The sequence below is a fragment of the Psychrobacter sp. AOP7-B1-25 genome, from assembly GCF_052376195.1.
In the GTDB taxonomy this organism is placed as follows: Bacteria; Pseudomonadota; Gammaproteobacteria; order Pseudomonadales; family Moraxellaceae; genus Psychrobacter.
Map to the genome: position 1 here is coordinate 113050 of NZ_JBQSVK010000008.1, position 21546 is coordinate 134595.

At 42.2% G+C, this 21546-nt stretch carries 21 protein-coding genes and 1 pseudogene; 8 read left to right on the forward strand and 14 right to left on the reverse strand.

Annotated features, from left to right (window positions below; genetic code table 11):
- Window positions 1-26 precede the first annotated feature (26 nt).
- On the forward strand, window positions 27-893 hold the full coding sequence (locus ACT3QR_RS08565; protein ID WP_444520924.1) for a D-Ala-D-Ala carboxypeptidase family metallohydrolase: 867 nt from the start codon (window positions 27-29) through the stop codon (window positions 891-893).
- Window positions 894-1215: 322 nt separating this feature from the next.
- Entirely contained in the window at window positions 1216-1731 is a 516-nt protein-coding gene (locus ACT3QR_RS08570; RefSeq protein ID WP_444520925.1) for a hypothetical protein, read from the forward strand.
- Window positions 1732-1882: 151 nt separating this feature from the next.
- Here the strand turns inward: ACT3QR_RS08570 and ACT3QR_RS08575 are convergent, their stop codons facing one another.
- From ACT3QR_RS08575 to ACT3QR_RS08585, 3 genes are all read right to left on the reverse strand, one after another.
- Entirely contained in the window at window positions 1883-3460 is a 1578-nt protein-coding gene (locus ACT3QR_RS08575; RefSeq protein ID WP_444520926.1) for a M16 family metallopeptidase, read from the reverse strand.
- Between the two features lie 70 nt (window positions 3461-3530).
- On the reverse strand, window positions 3531-5018 hold the full coding sequence (locus tag ACT3QR_RS08580) for a M16 family metallopeptidase (protein WP_444520927.1): 1488 nt from the start codon (window positions 5016-5018) through the stop codon (window positions 3531-3533).
- 65 nt (window positions 5019-5083) lie between these two features.
- Complete coding sequence (locus ACT3QR_RS08585; RefSeq protein WP_444520928.1) at window positions 5084-5233, reverse strand: hypothetical protein; 150 nt, start codon at window positions 5231-5233, stop codon at window positions 5084-5086.
- A gap of 294 nt (window positions 5234-5527) precedes the next feature.
- Between ACT3QR_RS08585 and ftsY the strand changes: the two genes are divergently transcribed.
- Window positions 5528-6907: a signal recognition particle-docking protein FtsY gene (gene ftsY, locus ACT3QR_RS08590; protein WP_444520929.1), complete on the forward strand. Its 1380-nt coding sequence runs from the start codon at window positions 5528-5530 to the stop codon at window positions 6905-6907.
- Between the two features lie 54 nt (window positions 6908-6961).
- The gene (locus ACT3QR_RS08595) at window positions 6962-7528 is read left to right on the forward strand and encodes a methylated-DNA--[protein]-cysteine S-methyltransferase (RefSeq protein WP_444520930.1); all 567 of its coding nucleotides are present in this window, start codon (window positions 6962-6964) and stop codon (window positions 7526-7528) included.
- Between the two features lie 80 nt (window positions 7529-7608).
- On the opposite strand, the gene ACT3QR_RS08600 is transcribed toward ACT3QR_RS08595, so the two are convergent.
- Entirely contained in the window at window positions 7609-8358 is a 750-nt protein-coding gene (locus tag ACT3QR_RS08600; protein WP_444520931.1) for a YebC/PmpR family DNA-binding transcriptional regulator, read from the reverse strand.
- Between the two features lie 317 nt (window positions 8359-8675).
- Between ACT3QR_RS08600 and ACT3QR_RS08605 the strand changes: the two genes are divergently transcribed.
- Complete coding sequence (locus tag ACT3QR_RS08605) at window positions 8676-9506, forward strand: ion transporter (RefSeq protein WP_444520932.1); 831 nt, start codon at window positions 8676-8678, stop codon at window positions 9504-9506.
- A 32-nt stretch (window positions 9507-9538) separates the two neighbouring features.
- On the opposite strand, the gene ACT3QR_RS08610 is transcribed toward ACT3QR_RS08605, so the two are convergent.
- On the reverse strand, window positions 9539-10840 hold the full coding sequence (locus tag ACT3QR_RS08610; RefSeq protein WP_444520933.1) for an ABC1 kinase family protein: 1302 nt from the start codon (window positions 10838-10840) through the stop codon (window positions 9539-9541).
- 123 nt (window positions 10841-10963) lie between these two features.
- Entirely contained in the window at window positions 10964-11500 is a 537-nt protein-coding gene (gene aroQ / locus ACT3QR_RS08615; RefSeq protein ID WP_444520934.1) for a type II 3-dehydroquinate dehydratase, read from the reverse strand.
- A 444-nt stretch (window positions 11501-11944) separates the two neighbouring features.
- On the opposite strand from aroQ, the gene ACT3QR_RS08620 reads away from it, so the two are divergent.
- Both ACT3QR_RS08620 and ACT3QR_RS08625 read left to right on the forward strand, forming a co-directional pair.
- Window positions 11945-12160 carry a cold-shock protein gene (locus ACT3QR_RS08620; RefSeq protein WP_444520935.1) on the forward strand — a complete coding sequence of 72 codons (216 nt, stop codon included), beginning with the start codon at window positions 11945-11947 and terminating at the stop codon, window positions 12158-12160.
- 290 nt (window positions 12161-12450) lie between these two features.
- Window positions 12451-13605, forward strand: a complete 1155-nt coding sequence (locus ACT3QR_RS08625; RefSeq protein ID WP_444520936.1) for a DEAD/DEAH box helicase — start codon at window positions 12451-12453, stop codon at window positions 13603-13605.
- 109 nt (window positions 13606-13714) lie between these two features.
- Here the strand turns inward: ACT3QR_RS08625 and ACT3QR_RS08630 are convergent, their stop codons facing one another.
- From ACT3QR_RS08630 to ilvA, 8 genes and pseudogenes are all read right to left on the reverse strand, one after another.
- A complete protein-coding gene (locus ACT3QR_RS08630) occupies window positions 13715-14614 on the reverse strand; it encodes a sulfite exporter TauE/SafE family protein (protein ID WP_444520937.1) in 900 nt (299 codons plus the stop codon).
- Between the two features lie 98 nt (window positions 14615-14712).
- Window positions 14713-14973 (reverse strand): cbb3-type cytochrome oxidase assembly protein CcoS, encoded by a 261-nt coding sequence (ccoS, locus tag ACT3QR_RS08635; RefSeq protein ID WP_444520938.1) that lies wholly within the window; start codon window positions 14971-14973, stop codon window positions 14713-14715.
- Window positions 14974-15089: 116 nt separating this feature from the next.
- On the reverse strand, window positions 15090-15902 hold the full coding sequence (locus ACT3QR_RS08640) for a YdcF family protein (protein ID WP_444520939.1): 813 nt from the start codon (window positions 15900-15902) through the stop codon (window positions 15090-15092).
- Window positions 15868-16908, reverse strand: coding sequence for a UDP-N-acetylmuramate dehydrogenase (gene murB / locus ACT3QR_RS08645; protein ID WP_444520957.1), 1041 nt, complete (start codon window positions 16906-16908; stop codon window positions 15868-15870). The genes ACT3QR_RS08640 and murB overlap by 35 nt, the downstream gene beginning before the upstream one ends.
- Window positions 16909-17214: 306 nt before the next feature.
- On the reverse strand, window positions 17215-17712 hold the full coding sequence (locus ACT3QR_RS08650) for a low molecular weight protein-tyrosine-phosphatase (RefSeq protein WP_444520940.1): 498 nt from the start codon (window positions 17710-17712) through the stop codon (window positions 17215-17217).
- A 206-nt stretch (window positions 17713-17918) separates the two neighbouring features.
- Window positions 17919-18338, reverse strand: coding sequence for an RNA-binding S4 domain-containing protein (locus ACT3QR_RS08655; RefSeq protein WP_444520941.1), 420 nt, complete (start codon window positions 18336-18338; stop codon window positions 17919-17921).
- 82 nt (window positions 18339-18420) lie between these two features.
- Window positions 18421-18561 (reverse strand): annotated as a pseudogene (locus ACT3QR_RS08660) (excalibur calcium-binding domain-containing protein); the annotation flags it as partial.
- A gap of 354 nt (window positions 18562-18915) precedes the next feature.
- Window positions 18916-20469, reverse strand: coding sequence for a threonine ammonia-lyase, biosynthetic (gene ilvA, locus ACT3QR_RS08665; RefSeq protein ID WP_444520942.1), 1554 nt, complete (start codon window positions 20467-20469; stop codon window positions 18916-18918).
- A gap of 306 nt (window positions 20470-20775) precedes the next feature.
- Here ilvA and rpiA point away from each other — a divergent pair, with 306 nt between their 5' ends.
- The gene (rpiA, locus tag ACT3QR_RS08670) at window positions 20776-21435 is read left to right on the forward strand and encodes a ribose-5-phosphate isomerase RpiA (protein WP_444520943.1); all 660 of its coding nucleotides are present in this window, start codon (window positions 20776-20778) and stop codon (window positions 21433-21435) included.
- The last annotated feature ends 111 nt before the right edge of the window (window positions 21436-21546 follow it).

Below are 21546 nucleotides of genomic sequence, written 5' to 3' on the forward strand. Positions count from 1 at the left end.
AACGTTTTTAGCGGTAGCTTCTTGTCATGATGAAATCAAAAACCTATGCGTATAGGCAAATTTTCCAGCCTGTTCTCACGTTCATACTTTGTGCTGGTAGTATAACTGCTCATGCCGTTATTATCAGTGATGATAGTGAACGCCGTATTCAAATACGTCAAAATAGTAGTACGAATACATCAAATAACGACAGTATGCAAAACTTGATTGTACAAAAGCAGCGTGATTTTGAGATTGATGCTAGGTTATCTATTGAAGAAAATAAACGTGTGAATATTGTGAAGCGCGGTGCTACTTATAGTACGTTAAACAACACCTACAATGGTGCTTATAAAGATTCTACAAGTATGGACTTTAATGCATGGCTAAACAGTAATAGTTATCGTGCTAGACAAGTAGCAGAGTATAAACGCTATCTCAGCTCACGAGTAGGGTCACAGAATGTACCACCGCTATCTCAATTACTTACAACCGCTCGTAGCTGGAGTAAATGTGGATATGAACCTTATCAGCTACCACCGCAAGAGTTGTGGCCTAACATCGTACCGACATTGCATCTCTATAGTGAATTGAAAAACCAAGGCATTTTGCCGCCCAGCAGTGAAATACGGTCGGTATATCGTAACCCAGGACTGAATGATTGTGCAGGTGGTGCTGATAGTAGTAAGCATATGAATGCGAGTGCCATAGATATTTGGGTACCTGAGTACGAAGATAATTTATGGCGCTTGAATACCATGCAAGATGGCCTATGTCAGTTTTGGCAATATCAGGGACAGTCTTACAATTTTGGCTTAGGATTATATGCGACAGGGGCTATTCATTTGGATACTGATGGCTACCGTAAATGGGGATTTAATCACGCTAGTAGCTCTTCTTCTTGTCGATATTAAATAGATTGTTGCTGATGTAAATATCGAATAAAGATAAAAAAATCATAATAATGCTAGATATATATATTCATTTTTATATATACTGCGTCGGTATTTACTAAAAGCAATACTATTGCAATTGTTTAGTAGGATTTATAGGTTGTACGCATAAGTTCATCAAAAATTTGTTTGGTATTCGCAAGCCATGCTTTAATAATGTGTACTATCAATTGTCTTCATGATCTACGAAAAACGACTGAATTTACCTTAAGCGAAATTTATGAAAAATCAGTGCTCAACAATAGTAAGATACTATAAAGCAAAAGGTAGGCGTCAGAGTCTTTTGCAGCCGACCCATAACAAGTATGGCGTTTTACTTATTCCTGCACTCGTATCCATACTGATGGTCAGCGCATGTAGTACAGAGGTGTCCTCCGAAAGTAGTATGACAGTGACAGATAATTCTGCCAGAAACATACAAAGCTCTAAGGAGATAGAAGACAATATCAAGAACTCTTACGCACGTTTGGCATCTAAGCGTTCTGACGTTTGTCCAAAATTAATTCAAGAAGAAACAGGTAATCAGGTTATTGAGCGTATATCAGAGGTCATGGTAAATGACTATTGTGATTATTTTTTATATCCGCGAGAGGGGCAGCGTCTCAATGTCAAAGTAGATAACCGTCAAATAGAAGCGCTATTAGTTGTGCCAACGATACATAATTTTGCTAATGGTAATTATAAAGTGACGTCTTATGACAAGCACGTTATCCGTCTAAGCTATAATGGGGCTACCTATAAGCCTGAACATTTTGTCTATGATGTTGCATTAAAAATCTCTGATGCCAAGCATTCCTAATGCTAAACATTGAGAATGCTCCATTTTTTATTTTAGGGCCATAGTATTTCAAATATTAAAGTAAGTGTTATGAGTAGTATTCTCTACTACTCATAACATGCATATATTGTTAATAACTCTTATATCTAAAAATATCCTACTTCCTAGCAACTTATTTCTTACTAGTTTTCTTTGTCGCTTTCTTTTCTTCCCACGGATTTTCTTGTCCCACAGTGACAATCAAGAAATTATCAGGCTTTAGTGTATCTTGCATGGTTTGATTGACCTCTGGAAGTGTGACTTGATCGATGCGATTGGTATAGTCAGCTAAGTAATTATTCGGTAATTGGTAAAAATTCATCATTCCCAATAATCCATTAATGCCTGCATTGCTTGCAAATCCCATTGGGAAGCTGTTTTTTAAGTTATCTGTAGTCAAACGCATCTCATCCTTAGTAATACCCTTGTCCAGTGTCCCATTGATAACCTCTAAACTTGCATCAATTGCTGCACGCGCTTTATCATTACGTGTCGAAAAACCAATCTGATAGGGGCCTCGCGAGAGCATGGGATTCATTGATCCCGAGATTCCATAAGTATAGCCAAGGTTTTGTCTCACTTCTGTCATTAGCCGCGCATTAAAGTCACTACCTGCCATGACTTCGTTTCCAACCGCAAAGTTGGTTTGCTGCTGCTGTGCTATTGGGTCAGTTGCCCGCTTGCTACCTAATTGTCCCATGAGTACAGTAGTTTGAGTGCTTGGAAATGGAATATGAACGTGCTGCGCTTTAGTAAGCGGTTTCGGTTCAGGTAATTCGGCGGCAGCTTGGCCAGTAGGCAGTTTAGTAGTGATGTCTTCTGCCAGTTTTTTAGCTTGTTCTAATGTTAGATTGCCGGTCATAGCAATGGATGCGTTTGCCGCCACTAGATATTTGTTTTTAAAGTCTATCAGTTGCTGTTTCTCAATCGCAGGAACGCTTTCTAATGTGCCAACTGATGGGTGCGCGTAAGGGTGAGTACCGTACAAAGCATCGCTGAAAGCAATACTTGCTAGACTATTTGGATCTTGCTTTTGCTGCTGTAAACCAACGAGCAGTCGTGCTTTATTGCGTGCTAGAGTTTCCTCGTCAAACGTAGGCTCACTTACCATTTGTGTCATTAAATCAATGGCTGGCAGGAGATGCTGGTCATCAGATAGGCTGCGTAGTGAAACGATAAACATGTCTTTATAGGCGCTACTGCTTAGGTTGATACCCAAAGTCTCCACAGCACGTGTAAATGCATTTTCATCTAGACTTTCGGAGCCTTGTTCGAGCATCGTCGCTGTCATGTTAGCAATACCAAAACCATCATTTTTGATACTACCATCACGCGCGCTACCCGCATTAAAACGCAAATCAACATCGATGATTGGTAGGGTGGTCGTTTGTACAAACATAACAGGTACGCCAGCTTTAGTTTTAAACTGCTGAATGGTCGGTACGGTGACTTCCAAAGGTTGGTCTTCATCTAAGCTTGTCAACTTAGATAGGGCAGCAATAGGCGCACTTGCATCGACTGTGACAAGCGCACGGTAATCTTCAGCAGCGGCTGTATCAGCCTGAGCAGTAGTAGCCAATATACTAAAAGCAAAAACTACGCTGGTACTGAGGTAGGATCGCTTTTTAGATGAAAAGGTACTTTTTACAGAGGGTGAGGTAGTCTTAAAGGGTTCTTGCTTCGTTTTAGAGTCGTATTTATTCTGAATCATGTGTTTCTTCTTATTAAGAATACAGGTTTGTGGCTATGTTTATGAGACGTTTGATAATGAGTATCGTCTATTATTTAGCTGGTTTTTCATTATCTTGAGGTGGCACGATATGCATCACCGTCAAGTTGTCTCTGACCAAGTATTTTTTACTGACAGTTTGGATGTCGGCCACACTGATATCATCAAGCTTAGCTGGCAACTTCGCCAGTAACCTATCATCTAGACCGATAGACTGTAATGAGCCAATCATACGTGCTTGTCCTTCCATACTGTCTTGCGCATAAATCAAACCAGTAACCGTATTGGTTTTAGCGCGACTGATTTCATCATTGGCAATAGGATCGGTTTTTAGTTTTTCTATTTCTGAGGTTATGGCTTGTTGTGCTTGCTCTAAACTGACGCCTTCACGCGGTGTTGCTTGTATTAAAAACAGTCCATCGCCGCGGTCTAGTAAGTCATAAGAAGTGCCAACCGAGGTCAGCAGACCCTGTTCACGTATCAAGCGACTCTCTAAGCGTGCAGATAATCCGCCATCGAGCACATCTTGAGCGAGTGAGAGGGCATAAGCTTGCTTTTCATTGCTTGCACCTGCCGTTGCAAGGCTCGGTACGTTGTAACCCATTAATAGAACGGGTACTTGTACAGCCTGCTCAGAGTCTACTTTTTGGTAACCACGGAAACCTTTTTGAGTGACAAAGGTGCGTTTGGGTAAGTTGCTTTTTTCTAGATCACCGAAGTAACGTTTGACTTGGGTGAGTACTTCCTGTGGTTGCACGTCACCGACGATGACTAACGTTGCATTATTAGGTGCATACCATGTCTTATACCAGTCTTTTAAGTCTGAAAGTTTAATCGACTTTAGCTCGTCCATAGGCCCAATGACAGACTCACCTTTTGGACTGTCAGGTAGCGCTAGCAGACGAAATGATTCATAGGCTTTGGCAAGCGGATTGTCATCAGTACGTTGACGACGCTCTTCCATAACTACTTGATGTTCTTTGGCAAACTCATTGTCATCGAAAGTAAGGTTTTTCATGCGATCTGCTTCAAGCTCCAATGCCAATGGCATACGATTGGCAGGAAACAGCTCGTAGTATCCAGTATAGTCATAGCTAGTGAAAGCATTGTTGACGCCACCAAATTTAGCAATTAGCCGCTCATAATCATCGCTAGAGACATTGGTAGTACCTTTAAACATCATGTGCTCGAGTAAGTGAGAGATACCACCTTTATCAAGAGGCTCATCTGCCGAGCCCACTCGGTACCAGATTTGTGTCATAGCGACTGGGGCTCGGTGGTCTTCTTTTATGACGACTTTTAGACCATTTTCTAATTGATATTCATGTCGGCCCGACATGTCTATTGTCAACTCGGATGGCTGAGTGTCTTTGCTTTCATCTGACATATTTTGAGCCAAGCTATTTGTTGCGATTGAGCTTGTCGTGGTTGCAGAGTTAGTAGGCATCGTGTTGGTTTGACACGCAGCAAGTGACGCTGCTATTGCTAAGGCACAAGCAATACGTAATGGCGCAGCCGGTAGAGGTAAAGACAATGGCATGATATGGTCTACTTATATAGAATGTTGACTGAAAAATTAAGTGATAATCATAGTAATAGAAGGTATTACAAAGAGGTCTGAGCACCAACCATAACGCTAGCAGTCGGTCTAAACTCTTGCGTGGTGGTGCAACCTATCACCAATATAGTCGTCGTTAGCAGAACAGCCACACTGATGCTACTGATTTTTTTATAGTGTTTAGAGAGTAATGACATAAAGCGTTCCTAATAAGTATTTATCAAATAAGTCTTGGTAGAGTAGGCGAAGTCTGATAAGTAACGGGTCAGAATTTTGTGTCCAAACCTTAAGCAAAACTTTCTCAAGTCATAGAGTGATTTCTTAAGCAGATAAATTTTGAGGATAGACTAATAGGGTAAGGGCTGAGCATGACTGTAAATATGCTAAAATAAGTCAAAATTAGGTGTCATGTCGCTCGTAGCTAGATGGCAACATACAAATCCATTAACAATAAACAAATAATTGATAGTGATAACCTTTAGGGCAAGTTTATGAATAACCCAAACAATACTAACCGCGTAGTCATTAACCTTGATGCTGGTCTCGACGACTTAGATGACGATGATATTACCTTACCCAGTCTACCGGTGCAATCTGTACCCATCGTCGATGATGCCGATGATAGTGCTCCTAAACAGGACAGTACGGTAAATCAAGACGTCCCGAATAATGATTCTGCAGATAATATTGCGTTGGCCACACCAATTGTGATGACAGAGGAACACAATGTTCCTAAAGGTGCTCCTGAAAGCTTTTTAAGCGCTGAAGAGACAAGTACTACAAGTCAGTCCAATACGGCATCAACCGTTCCTGCTATGCCGTTACAAGATCAATTGGGTGATACACCAAGTATAAACCCAGTATCTGATAGCGACACGCAGGCGGCTATTACCAAAGAGCCTGATGCAGAGACCCAAGAGCCTAAAGAAAACAAGAAAAAAGGCAGTTGGTTCAACCGTATGAAAACGGGTCTCAGCAAGTCACGCAAAAACTTAGCCGAAGGTATGGTTAGTATTTTAATCGGTGGTAAAGAGATTGATGATGAGCTATTAGAAGAAGTCGAAGATCAACTATTGGTAGCTGATATCGGTGTCAACGCGACGAATCGTATTATCAAGAGCCTCACTGAGCAGACAGATCGTGGTGATCTGATTTATGCCCATTCACTATATAAAGCATTGCAAAGCGAACTGGTTGATATCCTTACACCAAAAGTTGAGCCATTAGTGATTGATACCAGTAAAAAGCCATTTGTTATATTGGTAGTAGGTGTTAATGGTGTGGGTAAAACGACAACAATTGGTAAGCTTGCCAAGCGTCTGCAAGGTGAGGGAAAATCAGTCATGTTGGCAGCGGGCGATACGTTCCGCGCGGCAGCGACTGAGCAGCTACAGATTTGGGGCGAGCGCAATGATATTCCAGTTGTGGCACAAGGTCATGGTTCTGATAGCGCTTCCGTCATTTTTGATGCGATGCAGTCAGCTAAAGCAAAAAATATTGATGTACTCATCGCTGATACGGCTGGTCGTTTGCAAAACAAGACACATTTGATGGCAGAGCTAGAGAAAGTCGTACGTGTCATGCGTAAAGCGGATCCAAGTGCCCCGCATGAAGGTATGATTGTACTGGATGCTGGTACAGGTCAAAACGCTATCAACCAAGTCGAGTTGTTTAATAAAATTGTACCGCTGACAGGTATCACCATTACCAAACTAGATGGTACTGCTAAAGGTGGTGTGGTGTTTAATATTGCCGAAACGACAGATGTGCCTATTCGTTATATTGGTGTGGGTGAGTCGATTGATGACTTGCGCTCTTTTAGTCCGAAGCAGTTTGTCGCCGCCTTGTTCGAGACCGACGATAAAGAATAAGAGAGCCAGTTTTAGTGAGTAAATCATTTTTAAGATAATATGGAAATAGACGCTATGATAGTTACCACAGCATCTTTTGGGTCACACCAATTAACGCTAATTGCTCATGTCGACGAACATGGTCAGCCTATGCTTGTTGAAGCTAACTGGCTGCTGTCAGGTAATTCATGGCATAGCTCAAAATCTGTGCCTAAACTTAAAAAGTACTACGGTCTGACAGATAAAGATTTTACCTTTATAGATAAAAATGGCCTAAGCATGGATGAACCTGCTCAAGCGTTATTGATAGAAACGATTTTCCAACTCAAAGACTATGCTGATGGTAAGCGTAAGACATTGGATTTGCCCTTAGACTTTTCTATGGGTACTGAGTTTCAGCAAAGAGTATGGCAGGCACTGCGAGGTATTGAGTATGGTGAAACTATCAGCTATGCCACACTCGCGCAGCGTGTCGACAGTCCAAAAGGGTTTCGTGCGGTCGCACAGGCCAATGGCAAAAATCCTTTTAGCATTATCGTGCCTTGTCATCGAGTGATTGCTAGCGATGGTAAGCTTGGTGGTTATACAGGCGGGCTAGATAAAAAGGAATATTTACTAGCGCTAGAAGGAAGTCGGATGTAAAGCTGAGTTCAAATCTATATTAATAGAAAAGGGCCAAATACTTTTAGTATCTGGCCCTTTTCAATGAACAATTAATAAGATTACGCTTCAAGCTGAGCCATGACGTCAGCAGAGAATTTTACGTTAGTATAAACTTCTTGCACATCATCAGCATCTTCTAACATATCAATCATCTTTATAATCTTTTCAGCATCATTAACATTGTCGATCTCAGCCGTGGTAGATGGTGACATGGTAACTTCGGCATTGTCAGAAACCAGACCAGCCGCATTTAGGGCATCTTGGACCTGACCAAAACTCTCCCATTCAGTAATAACGAGTAAGCTTTCGCCGTCATTTTCGATATCTATAGCGCCTGCATCTAGTGCAACGAGCATCACTTCATCTTCTAAACTGACATCGTTAAAAGTGATCTCGCCACGTTTAGTGAATAGATATGCCACTGAGCCTGATGTACCAAGGTTTCCATCATTTTTGGTAAAAGCGTGACGTACCTCGCTAACCGTACGGTTGAGGTTATCCGTCATGGTTTCGACCAATACAGCCACACCACCAACACCATAGCCTTCGTAACTGACTTCTTCCATATTCTCGTTATCACCGCCGCCTGTACCGCGGTCGACAGCTCGATTAATCGTGTCGCGCGTCATATTGGCTGATAGCGCTTTTTCGATAACGGCACGTAAGCGTGGGTTTTTATCAGGATCGGGATCGCCTTGTTTGGCAGCTGAAACGATTTCACGAATAATTTTGGTAAATATCTTACCTCTCACTGCATCCTGACGGGCTTTACGGTGTTTAATATTTGCCCATTTTGAATGGCCTGCCATATAACATCCTTAAGTTCTACGTACTATTTTTATGAATAAAAAGAGTGAACAATAACAACCTTCAATATTTGATTGCCTGATTTTATACTATCATTACTTTGTTTGTGTGAGGTAGCAGCGCTACTGGCACGTTAACGATTTGTATGTTGTTGAGAGTGCTTTTTTGCTACACTGTGGCAACCTATAGATTGTATTCACTGTGATAGGTGAGCGATATTATAAACCAGTTTTAGCTATTTTGACCAACTTGCCCTTATCCATCACATTCTAAGTCATTGCGTGCTATCAAACCATTGATTTTATAAAGTACTGATTCTATGAAGCAACCAACCGCCGAAGCTCTTACACACTTGCGTAACCGTACGCACATCATTATCGAAGGCACAGATACCCGTTTGGGTAAGCTCTTTGATATTGTATTGCTGATTGCAATTTTAGCCAGTGTGGCCGTCGTCATGCTTGATAGTGTGCTATATATGCGTTTGCAGTATGGCACGTTGTTCTTTTATGCAGAGTGGTTTTTTACCATCTTATTTACTATTGAGTATGTGCTAAGGCTGTTTTCAGCACCCAACCGCTTACGTTATGCTTTTAGTTTCTTTGGGATAGTGGATTTGCTGTCTGTATTGCCAAGTTACTTGAGTTTAATGTTTGTGGGCGTGCAGTATCTACTTGTGATACGGGTATTACGTATTTTACGTGTATTCCGTGTTCTTAAGCTCAAAGCTTATATGCAACAGGCTGGTTTTTTGGCTTCCGCATTAAAAACCAGTCAACAGAAGATCACAGTCTTCTTCTTATCGCTTGTACTATTGGTAACCATCTTCGGTTCAATCATTTATGTGGTAGAAGGGCCAGAGAATGGATTTACCAGTATTCCATTGTCTATCTACTGGGCAGTTGTCACGATGACGACGGTTGGTTATGGTGATATGTCACCCAAAACACCGCTCGGACAAGCAATAGCAACCATGGTTATGATTACGGGTTATTCGATTATTGCTGTACCAACAGGTATCTTTACGTCAGAGCTAGCTCGTAATATGCGTCCGCAGTTGAACCCAGTGACTTGTCCAAACTGCGGCAAGTTTGGTCATGCGGTAGGGGCAGACTTTTGTGATCGCTGCGGACACGCATTACATATATAGAGATAGATTCAATCATGACAGCAAATGGACTACTATGCATCGATGTACTCATCAACCAGTGGTGAGAGGTCGATCTCGACGTCTAGATTGACCAGATTCCAGTATTGTCCTGATACAGTACGATCTAGCATCATAGTGGTAGCGGAAGGTTGAAACTGACCGAAGTACTTCAAAGAGGTGCGCATCTGCGCAATGGCTTCGTGATGTACTTGACTACTACCAAAATCAAATGCACCTTCTTGATAGGGGCTAATGGATAAAGGCTTCATACCAATCGATAGCCACTGTTCATAAAATTCACCAGGGATGTTCTTGTCGTCTTCGCGGCGAATATCTAGGGCAATCAAATCTTGTTCGAGTGCAGTGACGTCACCTTTTAGCGCATGTTTGACAAAGCGTTTGAATAACTGCACTTCGCTATCGCTATAACTACGGATACCGCCAAAATCATAGGCCACGACACTGCCGTTATGACGGAAAGCGAAGTTACCCGGATGAGGGTCGCAGTGCATACGGTACAACCCAAATAGTTGACCTGCGGTAAAGTGAAACAGACGTTCAGCAATTTTTTGTTTGACGTCATTGTCCCATGTCGCAGCAACAGTCAAAGTCTCTCCCATCTCTTCAGTTAAAGTCAGAATCCTTTTAGAAGAATGACTGCTAATCACTTTAGGAATAATAAGGCCTTCATCTTCTGCATGAAAAGCACCAAACACGCGTAAGTTGTGAGCTTCTTTGACATAGTCCAATTCGTCATGCAAGCTTTGGCGAATCTCATTAAAAAGTTGCTCTTGTAGTTGCTTACTCATATTGAGCACGCCAGCGATTTTTAATGCCATGCGTACTTGTTTGAGATCGCTATCACAGTTTTCATCGACATCCGGATACTGGACTTTGACCACCACTTTTTGACCCGATGGCAAAGTCGCTTTGTGCACTTGTCCAATGGATGCTGCGGCAAAAGGTGTCTCTTCAAACTCGCTAAACAACTCTAAGATAGGTGCTTTTAGCTCGCGTTCAACTTGGGCACGTATCTGCGCATACGGCATTGGCGGTGCATCTTTCTGTAGCTTTTCGAGCGCTGACGCAACCTCAGGCGGGAACACATCCTTATACTGTGAAGCAATCTGTCCGACTTTCATCACTGCGCCTTTCATTTCACCCAACGTCTCAGCAATTTGAACGCCCACGTCTTGCATTAAATCTGAGCGAGCTTGCAGACGCTTTTCCTCGTCACTTGAGAGATGCTTAAATGAGTTTTTAGCGGCTTTGCCAGCAATACTTGCTGTCATGCCAGCAAGTTTCATAAAGCGTTTTCCGGACGATTTTGCCATTCATGTCACCGTATAATGGGTTGTTTACTCAGTCGTAATTCTATTATTTTAATTGCAAAATTACTGTTTGACTAATGTGTGAAGACGCGTGCAATTATTTGTAAAAGAGTAAACACCGTCATTTTATTTGTTTGTCTCGGCTGCATATATGTTGCTCAACCAGTAATCAAGCGCCATTTGGTAGCCTAATTGGCCCAAGCCGCAAATCACTCCAACCGCAACGTCACTTAAATAGGAATGATGCCGAAAAGGCTCACGTGCATGAACATTGGATAAATGTACTTCTATAAATGGTTTTTGCGTGGCCAATAGCGCATCGCGCAGAGCCACTGAAGTATGCGTAAATGCAGCTGGGTTGATGATGATAGCATCGACTTGGTCAGATTTATCCGCCAATAATCCGTGATACTGAATGTCGTCTACTAGCTTACCTTCATGGTTAGACTGTATGCATATTAAATCTATACCATGGCGTGCGGCGCGCTCGATTAGTTGCTGCTCTATATCAGCAAGCGTCGTATGACCATAAATATGCGGTTCTCGTTTACCTAGTAAGTTTAGATTTACCCCATTTACCAGTAGTAATTTATGAGTCAGTATTTTATTGGAATTTTTGTTGGTCGATTGTTCAGCTGCTTTTATCGGAGTAGAGGCGGTCATAATGGTCTCGGTAACTATTGAGCGATGTTGATAGTTTATTATAATATATAAATAACTTAAGACGCGTGCAGCTAGACTAAGCTGGCTTCAATACATCTTGCTCTTTATCATAACAGCTTGCCAGCTGGGTTATAAAAATTTGTCTAAAAAATTATTTAGATATCAAAAAGCATATTAAAAGTCTTTATGTTGCTAAAAACCCGTGCTATGATATTTTTTATGCAATAAATATTGCAATATTGTTGCTATTATCGAATTTTGAGACGGTAAATGTGTCTTGTGAATTTGTTATGCAAGTGCTATGTAGGTTATTAAAGCACTACATAGATGATGGTAAGTAGAGTAGTAATACTCTTAATTTTTGATTTCATAATCTTAGACCCTGTTTATATGCAATGTCGCAAAGGAATCTAGGGCTAAGCGACTTTTTTAGGAAGTAATATTATGTCAGCTCGTGAGCAAGGTATCGTTAAGTGGTTTAATGACGCAAAAGGCTTTGGTTTCATTCAACGTGACAGCGGAGAAGATATTTTTGTCCATTTCCGCGCGATTCAGGGTGATGGCTATCGTTCTCTAAAGGATGGCGAAAAAGTTGAGTTCAGCGTAGTAGAAGGTGACAAAGGTCTGCAAGCTGAAGAAGTCAGAAAGACAGAAGAGTAATTTGCTCAGACATTAAAGCGGTTTAGTTATAATGTCTGTACAAACTACTGATATACTACTGAGTCAAGCCCATCTTATCTTACCTATGTTGAGTGAACTACAGCATATTTGGTAGGATTGAATTTGGGCTTGGCTTTTTTTGTGCCTATATGTTTGATGATTTTCCACAGACTTAATAAAGCTACTCTTACTGACTGCGGTTTAAACGCTACATTTGATACTATAAAGGTTCATTATGAGCCTATTTATAATTAATAAAAGACAAGTAATTTATTTAAAAGGATATTTTTTTGAGCAATTTTACAACGTTTACCGATCTGCCACTTTCAACAGCGACCCTGCGTGCAGTAAGTGATCTAGGCTTCACGGAATTGACACCCATTCAAGCAAAGATATTGCCGCATACATTGGCAAATCAAGACGCTATTGGGCAAGCACAAACAGGTACAGGGAAAACAGCGACTTTTCTAATGACTATTATGGAAGCCTTGCTTAAGCGTCCATTTACCAATGATGAAGAGCGCTATCTTGGTGAGCCACGCGCTGTGATCATGGCACCAACTCGTGAGCTGGCTCAGCAAATATTTGATGACTGTATTGCTTTGACCAAATATACCTCGCTACATAGCGTTTGTATTATGGGCGGGACTAACTATGAAACTCAGCAGCACGAGCTTGAACGTCAGTACGTTGATATCTTGGTAGCGACACCTGGTCGTCTAATTGATCTTGCTAATAAAGGCATGGTGTATCTAGATAGAGTAGAGGTACTGGTACTTGATGAAGCAGATCGTATGCTAGATATGGGGTTTATTCCTGATATCAAGCGCCTAGTCGGTCGAATGCCTGCCAATACCGATCGTCAAAGCTTATTATTTTCTGCAACTTTTAACCAAGACGTTATGAATTTGGCCTACCGCTGGTTGCACGAACCTCAGTTTGTTGAGATTGAGCCTGAACATAAAACCAGTGAGCTAGTAGATCAGCATTTCTATTTGCTAACAGAAGATCAAAAGCTAGATGCCTTACAGCGTATCATTAGTGATAAAGCAGTAGAGAAGGTTATCATCTTTGCCAATCGTAAAGACCAAGTAAAGCGTCTGTATCATAAATTGCGTCAAGCGCATAATATCGTGATGCTCTCAGGTGATGTTATTCAGCAAAAACGTGAGAAATACTTACAGCGATTTAAGGATGGTCATGCGTCTATCTTGGTAGCAACAGATGTAGCAGGACGCGGTATCCATGTCGATGATGTCAGCCATGTAGTCAACTTTACTTTGCCTGATCAGCCAGATGATTATGTACACCGTATTGGTCGTACGGGCCGTGCGGGTCAGACAGGTATTAGTATCAGCTTTGTGAGTGAGGATGATGCTTTTAATATACCAGCATTAGAAAAGCATTTAGAAACTAAATTTACGCTTGAGCAGTGGCAGGAATAATTACTATAAACTGAGTATTATTTGGCATATAAAAAAGCCCTCAATATCGAAAATGGTATTGAGGGCTTTTTTATATGCTAAGTTTTAATAGTATCTGTTATGAATAACTTTATTGAGCGTGTTCCATCATTTCGGTATGCTCATGGTGATTCATGTCCATTGACTCATTACTCGTGTCATGCATGCTATGGTTCATATGGTTGTCCATATTTTGCATGTTATGATCCATGTTTTCTGTCATATTCATATCATGATCCATCTGACCCATGTCATGAGAGTCCATATCAGACATCATAGCAGCGTGGCTACCATGATTCATCTCGCCATGCCCACCATGCATATTTGCCATAACCATCGGCACGACCGCTACTGCCAAGCCTGAAATTACCATAACGGCACCATTTAACTGTCTCAAGCGAAAACGGCCAATTTTATCGCGTAACCAGCCGACCGTTTCATGCGTCGCAACTAGCATCGGTATGGTTCCTAGACCAAAGACAAACATTAATGCAGCACCGCTTAATGGATTATGTGCAACAACCGCAATCAGTAGAGCACCATATACCAAGCCACAAGGTAAGAAGCCCCAAAGCAAACCTGCTGTGAGTGCGCGCGGAAAGGTATTAAGTGGAAATACCTTTTGACGCAGTGGGCTAAGGTATTGCCAAAAGCGCATACCAAAACGTTCGAGTTTGGTTAAAAACGGTGCACCAAGCATCGTTACACCGACAAATACCAGCACCAGTCCTAATAAAATACGCGGTGTGCTATTACCCATCATCAATGGCTTTAATACGGTAATACCGATAAGCCCTGCGATTAAGCCTAATAATGCGTAACTCGTTAAGCGCCCAAAATGGTAAGTGGCCACTAAAGCACGGCGTTTGGCGGGGCTGACGTCTTTCATAGATAGACCAAATGCAGTCACAAGACCACCACACATGCCTAAGCAATGCGGTGAACCAAAGAATCCCATTAGTAATGCCGCCACAATTAAAGCGATGGTCATGAATGCGTCTCCTAAGAATGTTAAAGGGCGAACCTACTCGTACTGTATGACTTGATGAAGCAGTACCAATAAGTTACGCATTTATAAAGTAAGTATAATTAGATTTTGGCATCTTTATCTATGTCAGAATTATTGTTATTTCCATTAGTTACCGCTGTATTATCTTGTTGCTGGTCGGGTGCTGAGCGTTCATAATCTTGCATGGTTTGGCGGCGTTCTTGACGATCATCCAATATAATACGCTGTGATGCATTGTCTAGATCTTCGAATTGGTTTGATTTGACCGCATAACGCACTGCCCAAATAGCAACCACAAACAGCATGAGACTTAATGGAATTAATAAAAATATACTGAGCATGGTAAATCTCTCAAATAACTGTGTCTCTTATCATTATACACCCATCACGAATATAGTGGATGCTACGATAGTATTTAGAATAAGTTTCTCAATGGTATGGTGTACATCTTTAACGTTTATTCGTTAGCGTTTTTTGCGGCGTTACCTCTTGGGGTCAATAGCTGCTGTGACGTCACGTCATTGGCTTGGCGGCAGTCCGTTTGTGGACGTATCACATCGCGCAGATAGGCAGCGATTTCATAGACAGCACGCCGTGAGTGGCTTAAGTTGTGTGCTGGCTTCATCCATTCGCGTCTTACAGGGAGTGGCGCAGGGAGTGGTGTGCTATTGATACCGTTTAAGGCAAACTGTCTACGTGCACGTGCCATATGGTAGCTATCAGTAATCAGATATACATGACGTAGTGGAACACGTTTGGCTGTAAAACGGGCATTTTCACACGTATTCATACTGGCATTTTCGCTTATCAGTCCATCGATCCCATGTTCCGTCAACCATTGGCCGAGCCATGGAGCTTCCGCGCCACTCAATACGATCGGTAAAGGTAAGTCATGGTAAGCGCCTGCAGCGGTACGGGCACGATTGAGGCTATAGCGATTTAAGATGATTTGGTTGTTATGGTCATTGGTCAGACCGCCGCCTAGTACTACGTAAGCGGTAGATGGAGAGCTCATGGTAGCAGAAGGCGTATCAGGTAGCGGTAGTAAAGAAAATATATAAACGATCGCTTGCGAAAACAGTGGGGTGAATAAGCTAATAATCACTAAGATGACAGACGTGGAGCCTAGTATAAAAGTGATATTAATAATGCGAAAGAGTGTCACCATGCGTTCAGAAAACCGCAAGTAATATCGCCATAATCGTTTAGATAATGGCGGCTTAGACCATGATTTTTTAGGCCACATGCTCAGCATATCCAATTGAGCCATCAGCATTCACCCAGACTGGCTCACGTAAGAGTTGAATGGCAAATTTGTCATAGACGGTAGCAGCAATATATTTCTGCGCGATGGCTACATCGTCTTGCGTGGCTTGCTGAGGCTTGTGGTTTGTCAGCACCAATGCTTGCTGTTTGTGCGTAAAAATAGGTGCAATGCCGTTTCCCTTTAAGCCTGCTTGCTCGATGAGCCAGCCCGCAGCAACCTTTACCATTTTATCAGCCATGGTATAACCAACGATAGTTGGATAGGTTGCTTGCAGCGCCGTGAACTGCTCCTGACTGATAATAGGGTTTTGAAAAAAACTACCGCAGTTAGGCAGCTGTTTTGGGTCTGGCAGCTTTTGTTGTCGAATATCTATAATGGCTTGCATCACATCAGCAGGTGTCGCTTGCGCGCGCCCTCGTTGCTCAGCATAATGCTGTGCTACAGTCTGTACATCGCCATAATTGGCTAGAATATTAGCAGGATTAGTATGTAGTCTAAAACCTACGCGGCTAATAAGCCATGTGTTTGGCGTGCGTTTAAAGATACTGTCACGATAGCCGAACTGGCAATCAGCAGCTGATAAATGGTGCCAAGTTTGTGTTGGCAAATGATAGGCACGTACATACTGTAAGCGATCTTCTAGTTGTACACCATAGGCACCAATATTCTGTATGGGTGCCGCGCCAGTCAGACCAGGGATTAGCGCCAGATTTTCCAACCCATACCAGCCTTGATTAACCGTATGTACGACCAAATCATGCCAGTTCTCACCAGCCATAACTTCGATATCAACATAATCGTTGGTTTGATTGGTCAGATGAATACCACGCATTTTTGGCTGTAACACCGTGGCTTTTAACACTGTAGATAATAAAACATTACTACCACCAGATAGCACAAATAATGGTAATTTGTCTGCTGCAACCTCTGTATAAGTTGCCATAAAGTCGTCAAGCTGCGCCTCATTCTCTAGTGCCACTACAGAGTCAGCAACACAGGTCAATGCCATAGTATTGTCATATGACAAATCGATTGACTCATTGACTAAGGCAGTCGCTGAAACATTGGTTGTGATGGTAGACTGAGCATTGTGGTCAAGACGTGAAGCTTGGGTCATAACATAGCCTATGTGGCAAAAGGATAATAAATGATAAGGTAGCGATAGTTGATTCAATTTAAAAGAGATACAAGGCAACTGAGTACAGACGTAACTGTGATACTTCAAGCGAGGTTAACGCTGTAGCTCTTTTATAGAGGATTAACTATATTATAGAAGATACCGGATGCAAGAGTAGCAGAAATATAGACGGTATGGCTAGCAGGCTTTCCAGCTTTCTATCCAAGCTTGTGCGCTTGATTCGATACGCTCGATCACTTCTTCGAAATCATCGTTATCGCCTTTATATGGATCAGGCACATCATCACCGCCATATGTCGGGTCTTCTTCACTGAACAGAGCTAATGTCGCCAAGTTATCTTCTGCGTTTGTAATGCTATCTTTGATTGCTTGCAGATCAGATAAGTTTTGCGCGTCCATGGCTAAGATTAAATCAAAATCACGAAAGTCATTGGCACTGACTTGACGCGCGACCAGCTTATTAATTTTATAGCCGTGTGACTTAGCATGACGCTGCGAGCGCATGTCAGGCGCACTGCCAACATGCCAATCACTAGTGCCTGCTGAATCTACTTTTATGGATAGTCCTGCAATCGCTACTTGCTGACGAAAAACTTCTTCAGCAGTAGGAGAGCGGCATATATTCCCTAAACATACCAATAACACAGACGAGGGAGTACAGGCTTTCATTAGCATAATATGACCTTCTACAACAAAAAAACATGCTATAAGAGACCAGCACTATTAATGCGGCTTTTATTAGCATGCAATTGATTGAATCAGCGGCTAGCGTAACGTTTAATGCTTAGAATGGCAAGGGTTGAGACTAAACAATAGCGTCATTTAGCAATGGACTTGAGGCCATATAATACATGGCTACAAGGGGAGAGCGTAAGATATATTTAGTCTTGATTGCTTTTAAAACGTTGTAGATCGCGACGCTCTTTTTTGTTGGGCTTGTTATCAGGACGAGCAAGGTTTGCCAGTTTGCGTTGCTCGGCATAGTAAGCACGACGCGTTTCGCTCTCTTTGGTCTCTGAATATAATACCTCAGCGGCGGTTGCATTGCCACGCTGTGCAGATAGCGCCTCAACAACGACCGTCTTTTCGGTCATTGCGGTCGCTGAGCCTTGACGAATGGTAAGCTCATCTCCAACCGAAATCTCTTTGCTGGTTTTTACACGGCTACCAGAATAGTGTACACGTCCACTCTCAATCGCTTGCTTGGCAAGGGTGCGTGTACGATAAAATCTGGCTGCCCATAGCCATTTATCGAGACGGATTTTCACCAGCTCCTGATTTTTATCAGTATCTTTCTTCATAAAATCCTCTATATCTACTTTTCTATACTAGGCATATATTAGGGCGATTTGTAGATTTACAAATGGATATTACGAGGGTGAATTAGTTGCACCACTGTTGTTCACAAGGCACACCATCGTGGTTACCATCCATTTTTGTATTGGGGCAATAGTTTGTGAAATAAGTTGCTTCTGCGCAGGATGTCATTTGTGAACAATGTGTTCTGCCATCACATGAAAAGCTTGAGGCTGATTGTGTTGATAATACTGGAGTTATAGCTGACTCTGATGTGGAACCCAAATCAACATAGGTGGGCGTTATGCCATCAATATTGTCGATGTTATCAGTGTCAGCAGAGGTAAGCGCAGGTTGCGTTACGATATCTGCCGCTACATTGGTCGCAGGTTGATTTATCGTATTGTTAGGTTGAAGGACTCTATAACCTATAAGCAAAAAAATCAGACATATCAATATCACTAATATTTTGTTTATCACTGTGCCATACCTGCCAGCTTGTAATCACTATTAATTTGAAAACGGCAGTTTTTAATTGTTCTAAAAACTGCCATTAGGTATGAAAAATTATGTCTATGTTGACTATTTTAGGAACAACTGATAACCAACGTTGTCATTGACCGTTGCACAGTCATAACCAATATCTAAAAGCGCGTCTTGTAGCTGACGAGAGTTGCCTTCAGAGGCTTGCAAACCAACCAGTACACGACCTTCGGCGGCACCATGGTTGCGGTAATGAAATAAAGTGATATTGAAGTCATCACCCAGTTTTTCTAAGAATGTTAGCAATGCACCTGGACGTTCTGGGAATACCACTTGTAGCAATTGCTCATTTTCGACATGGGCATGACCACCAATTAGGTGGCGGATATGTGATTTGGCGATATCATCATCAGTCAGGTCGTGAGCGGTATAACCATCTTTCGACAATTGGTTGCTGATCGTCTGACGCTCTTTTTCGCCTTCTTTTAGAGCAATACCGACAAAGATTGAGGCAGGCTCCATCGAGTCTGGCGATTTTTTGCTGTCAGCACGGTAGTTAAACTCTGTGATGTTACGACCGTGTAGACTGCGACAGAAGTTTAAGAACGCACCCGTTTGTTCAGGGATAGTCACCCCAAAGATGGCTTCTTTTTTCTCACCAATTTCGGTACGCTCAGCGATATAACGTAGGCGGTCAAAATTCATATTGGCACCGCAAATGATACCGACACAATTTTTGTCTTGGATATTATTGGCTTCGATATACTTTTTCATACCTGCGACAGATAGTGCGCCAGCAGGTTCAACGATGCTGCGGTTTTCTTCAAAGATGTCTTTGACAGCCGCACATACTTCATCATTGGTACAGGTAATCACTTCAGGTTCAACGATAGGACCTGAGTTATCGCTTTTTTGTGTACGCACGACGTCAAAAGGCAGTTTGCCAATTTGCGCCACTGCCACACCATCCACGAACAATCCTACTTGCTCAAGTTTGACTCGCTCACCTGTTTCAAGCGCCGCTTTTAAACAAGCTGATTGCTCGGCTTCCACCGCAATCACTTTTACATGCGGTGCCACTTCGCCTAAAAATGCGGCAACCCCTGAAACTAGGCCACCACCACCAACGGCAACGAATACATAGTCCATGTTGCGCCACTGCTGAGTCAGCTCAAGACCAATGGTGCCTTGTCCTGCGATGACCAATTCATCATCATAAGGTGGAATAAAGGTCAGTCCTTCGCGTTCAGCGCGGTCAATCGCATAACGGTTCGCTTGATCGAAGCTATCACCATGTAGATCTACATTACCACCAAGTGCTCTTACGGCATCCACTTTGATGTCGGGAGTAGTGGTTGGCATAACGATGATATTATTTAGTGATAATTTACGCGCAGAGTACGCCACGCCTTGCGCATGGTTACCTGCTGAGGCACAAATGACGCCGCGCGCTTTTTTTTCATCACTCAACTGACTGATACGGTTATAGGCGCCGCGCAATTTGAAAGATTTGACCGGTTGTAAGTCTTCACGCTTAAAACGAATGTCATTGGTAAAACGTTGGGTCAGCTTGGGTGCCGTTTCAAGTGGTGTTTGAATAGCAACGTCATAGACGGTGGCTTGTAAGATGGCTCGTACCCAGTGTGACAACATAGTAATCCCTAAACAGAATGAATATAAAAAGTGTAGATGAATATAAAAACGAAATAGATTAGCCTATGCCGATTTTTAGTATCTTGCAAGACTCAATTACAGTTTTCTTAGGATTTTGAGTTTAAATGTAGATGAAGTACAGGTATTTGGCGAAGTTAAGACTGAGCTTGGCATGATAGAACTCATAAATTAGCGTCATGATGCGCTAACATCCATTAATATCATCGGTTATAATAGCCCCGCATTTTACCTCTTTTAGCCTTTTACTTCTTTTAAGACCATACGTTTATTTTCCAAGGATTTATGATGAGTGATCAGCAAGCACAAAAGCAAGCCGCGGCCAAAGCTGCGCTAAGTTATATCGAAGACGATATGATACTTGGGGTGGGGACAGGTAGTACGGTCAACTGTTTGATTGAGTTGTTGCCACAATTGAAGCTTGCTGGCGCTGTCGCTAGCTCACAGGTGACGGAAGACAAACTTCGTGCGCTTGGTATAGAAATAGTCGATTTGAACTTTGCTGGTACATTGGATGTCTATATCGATGGTGCAGATGAAGTTAATGAGCACTTGCAACTTATCAAAGGTGGCGGCGGTGCATTGACTCGCGAAAAGATTGTGGCAGCAGCTTCAAAAAAGTTCGTCTGTATGGTCGATGATAGTAAAAGCGTTGATATATTAGGTTGCGCGTTTCCAGTACCGATTGAAGTATTGCCACAAGCACGCTCGTATGTGGCTCGCCAATTGGCCAAACTGGGCGGTGAGCCAGTTTATCGCGAAGACTTTGTCACTGATTATGGTAATGTTATCTTAGACACCTATGACTTAGATGTAAGTAATCCAATCGCGCTTGAAAAAGAACTAAACGATATCGTAGGTGTGGTTTGCAATGGTATCTTTGCGGCAAACCAAGCTGATGTATTGCTAAAAGCAGGTGCTAATGGGGTGACGACGTTAACGCGTTAATTCAATCTTAAGCTACTTGTACAAATAAGAAAGCCGTCCAGATTTGGACGGCTTTTTTATTTAGGAGTTTATTGGCAAATTATCTTACCATTTATTTTACTAGTTTTTTAT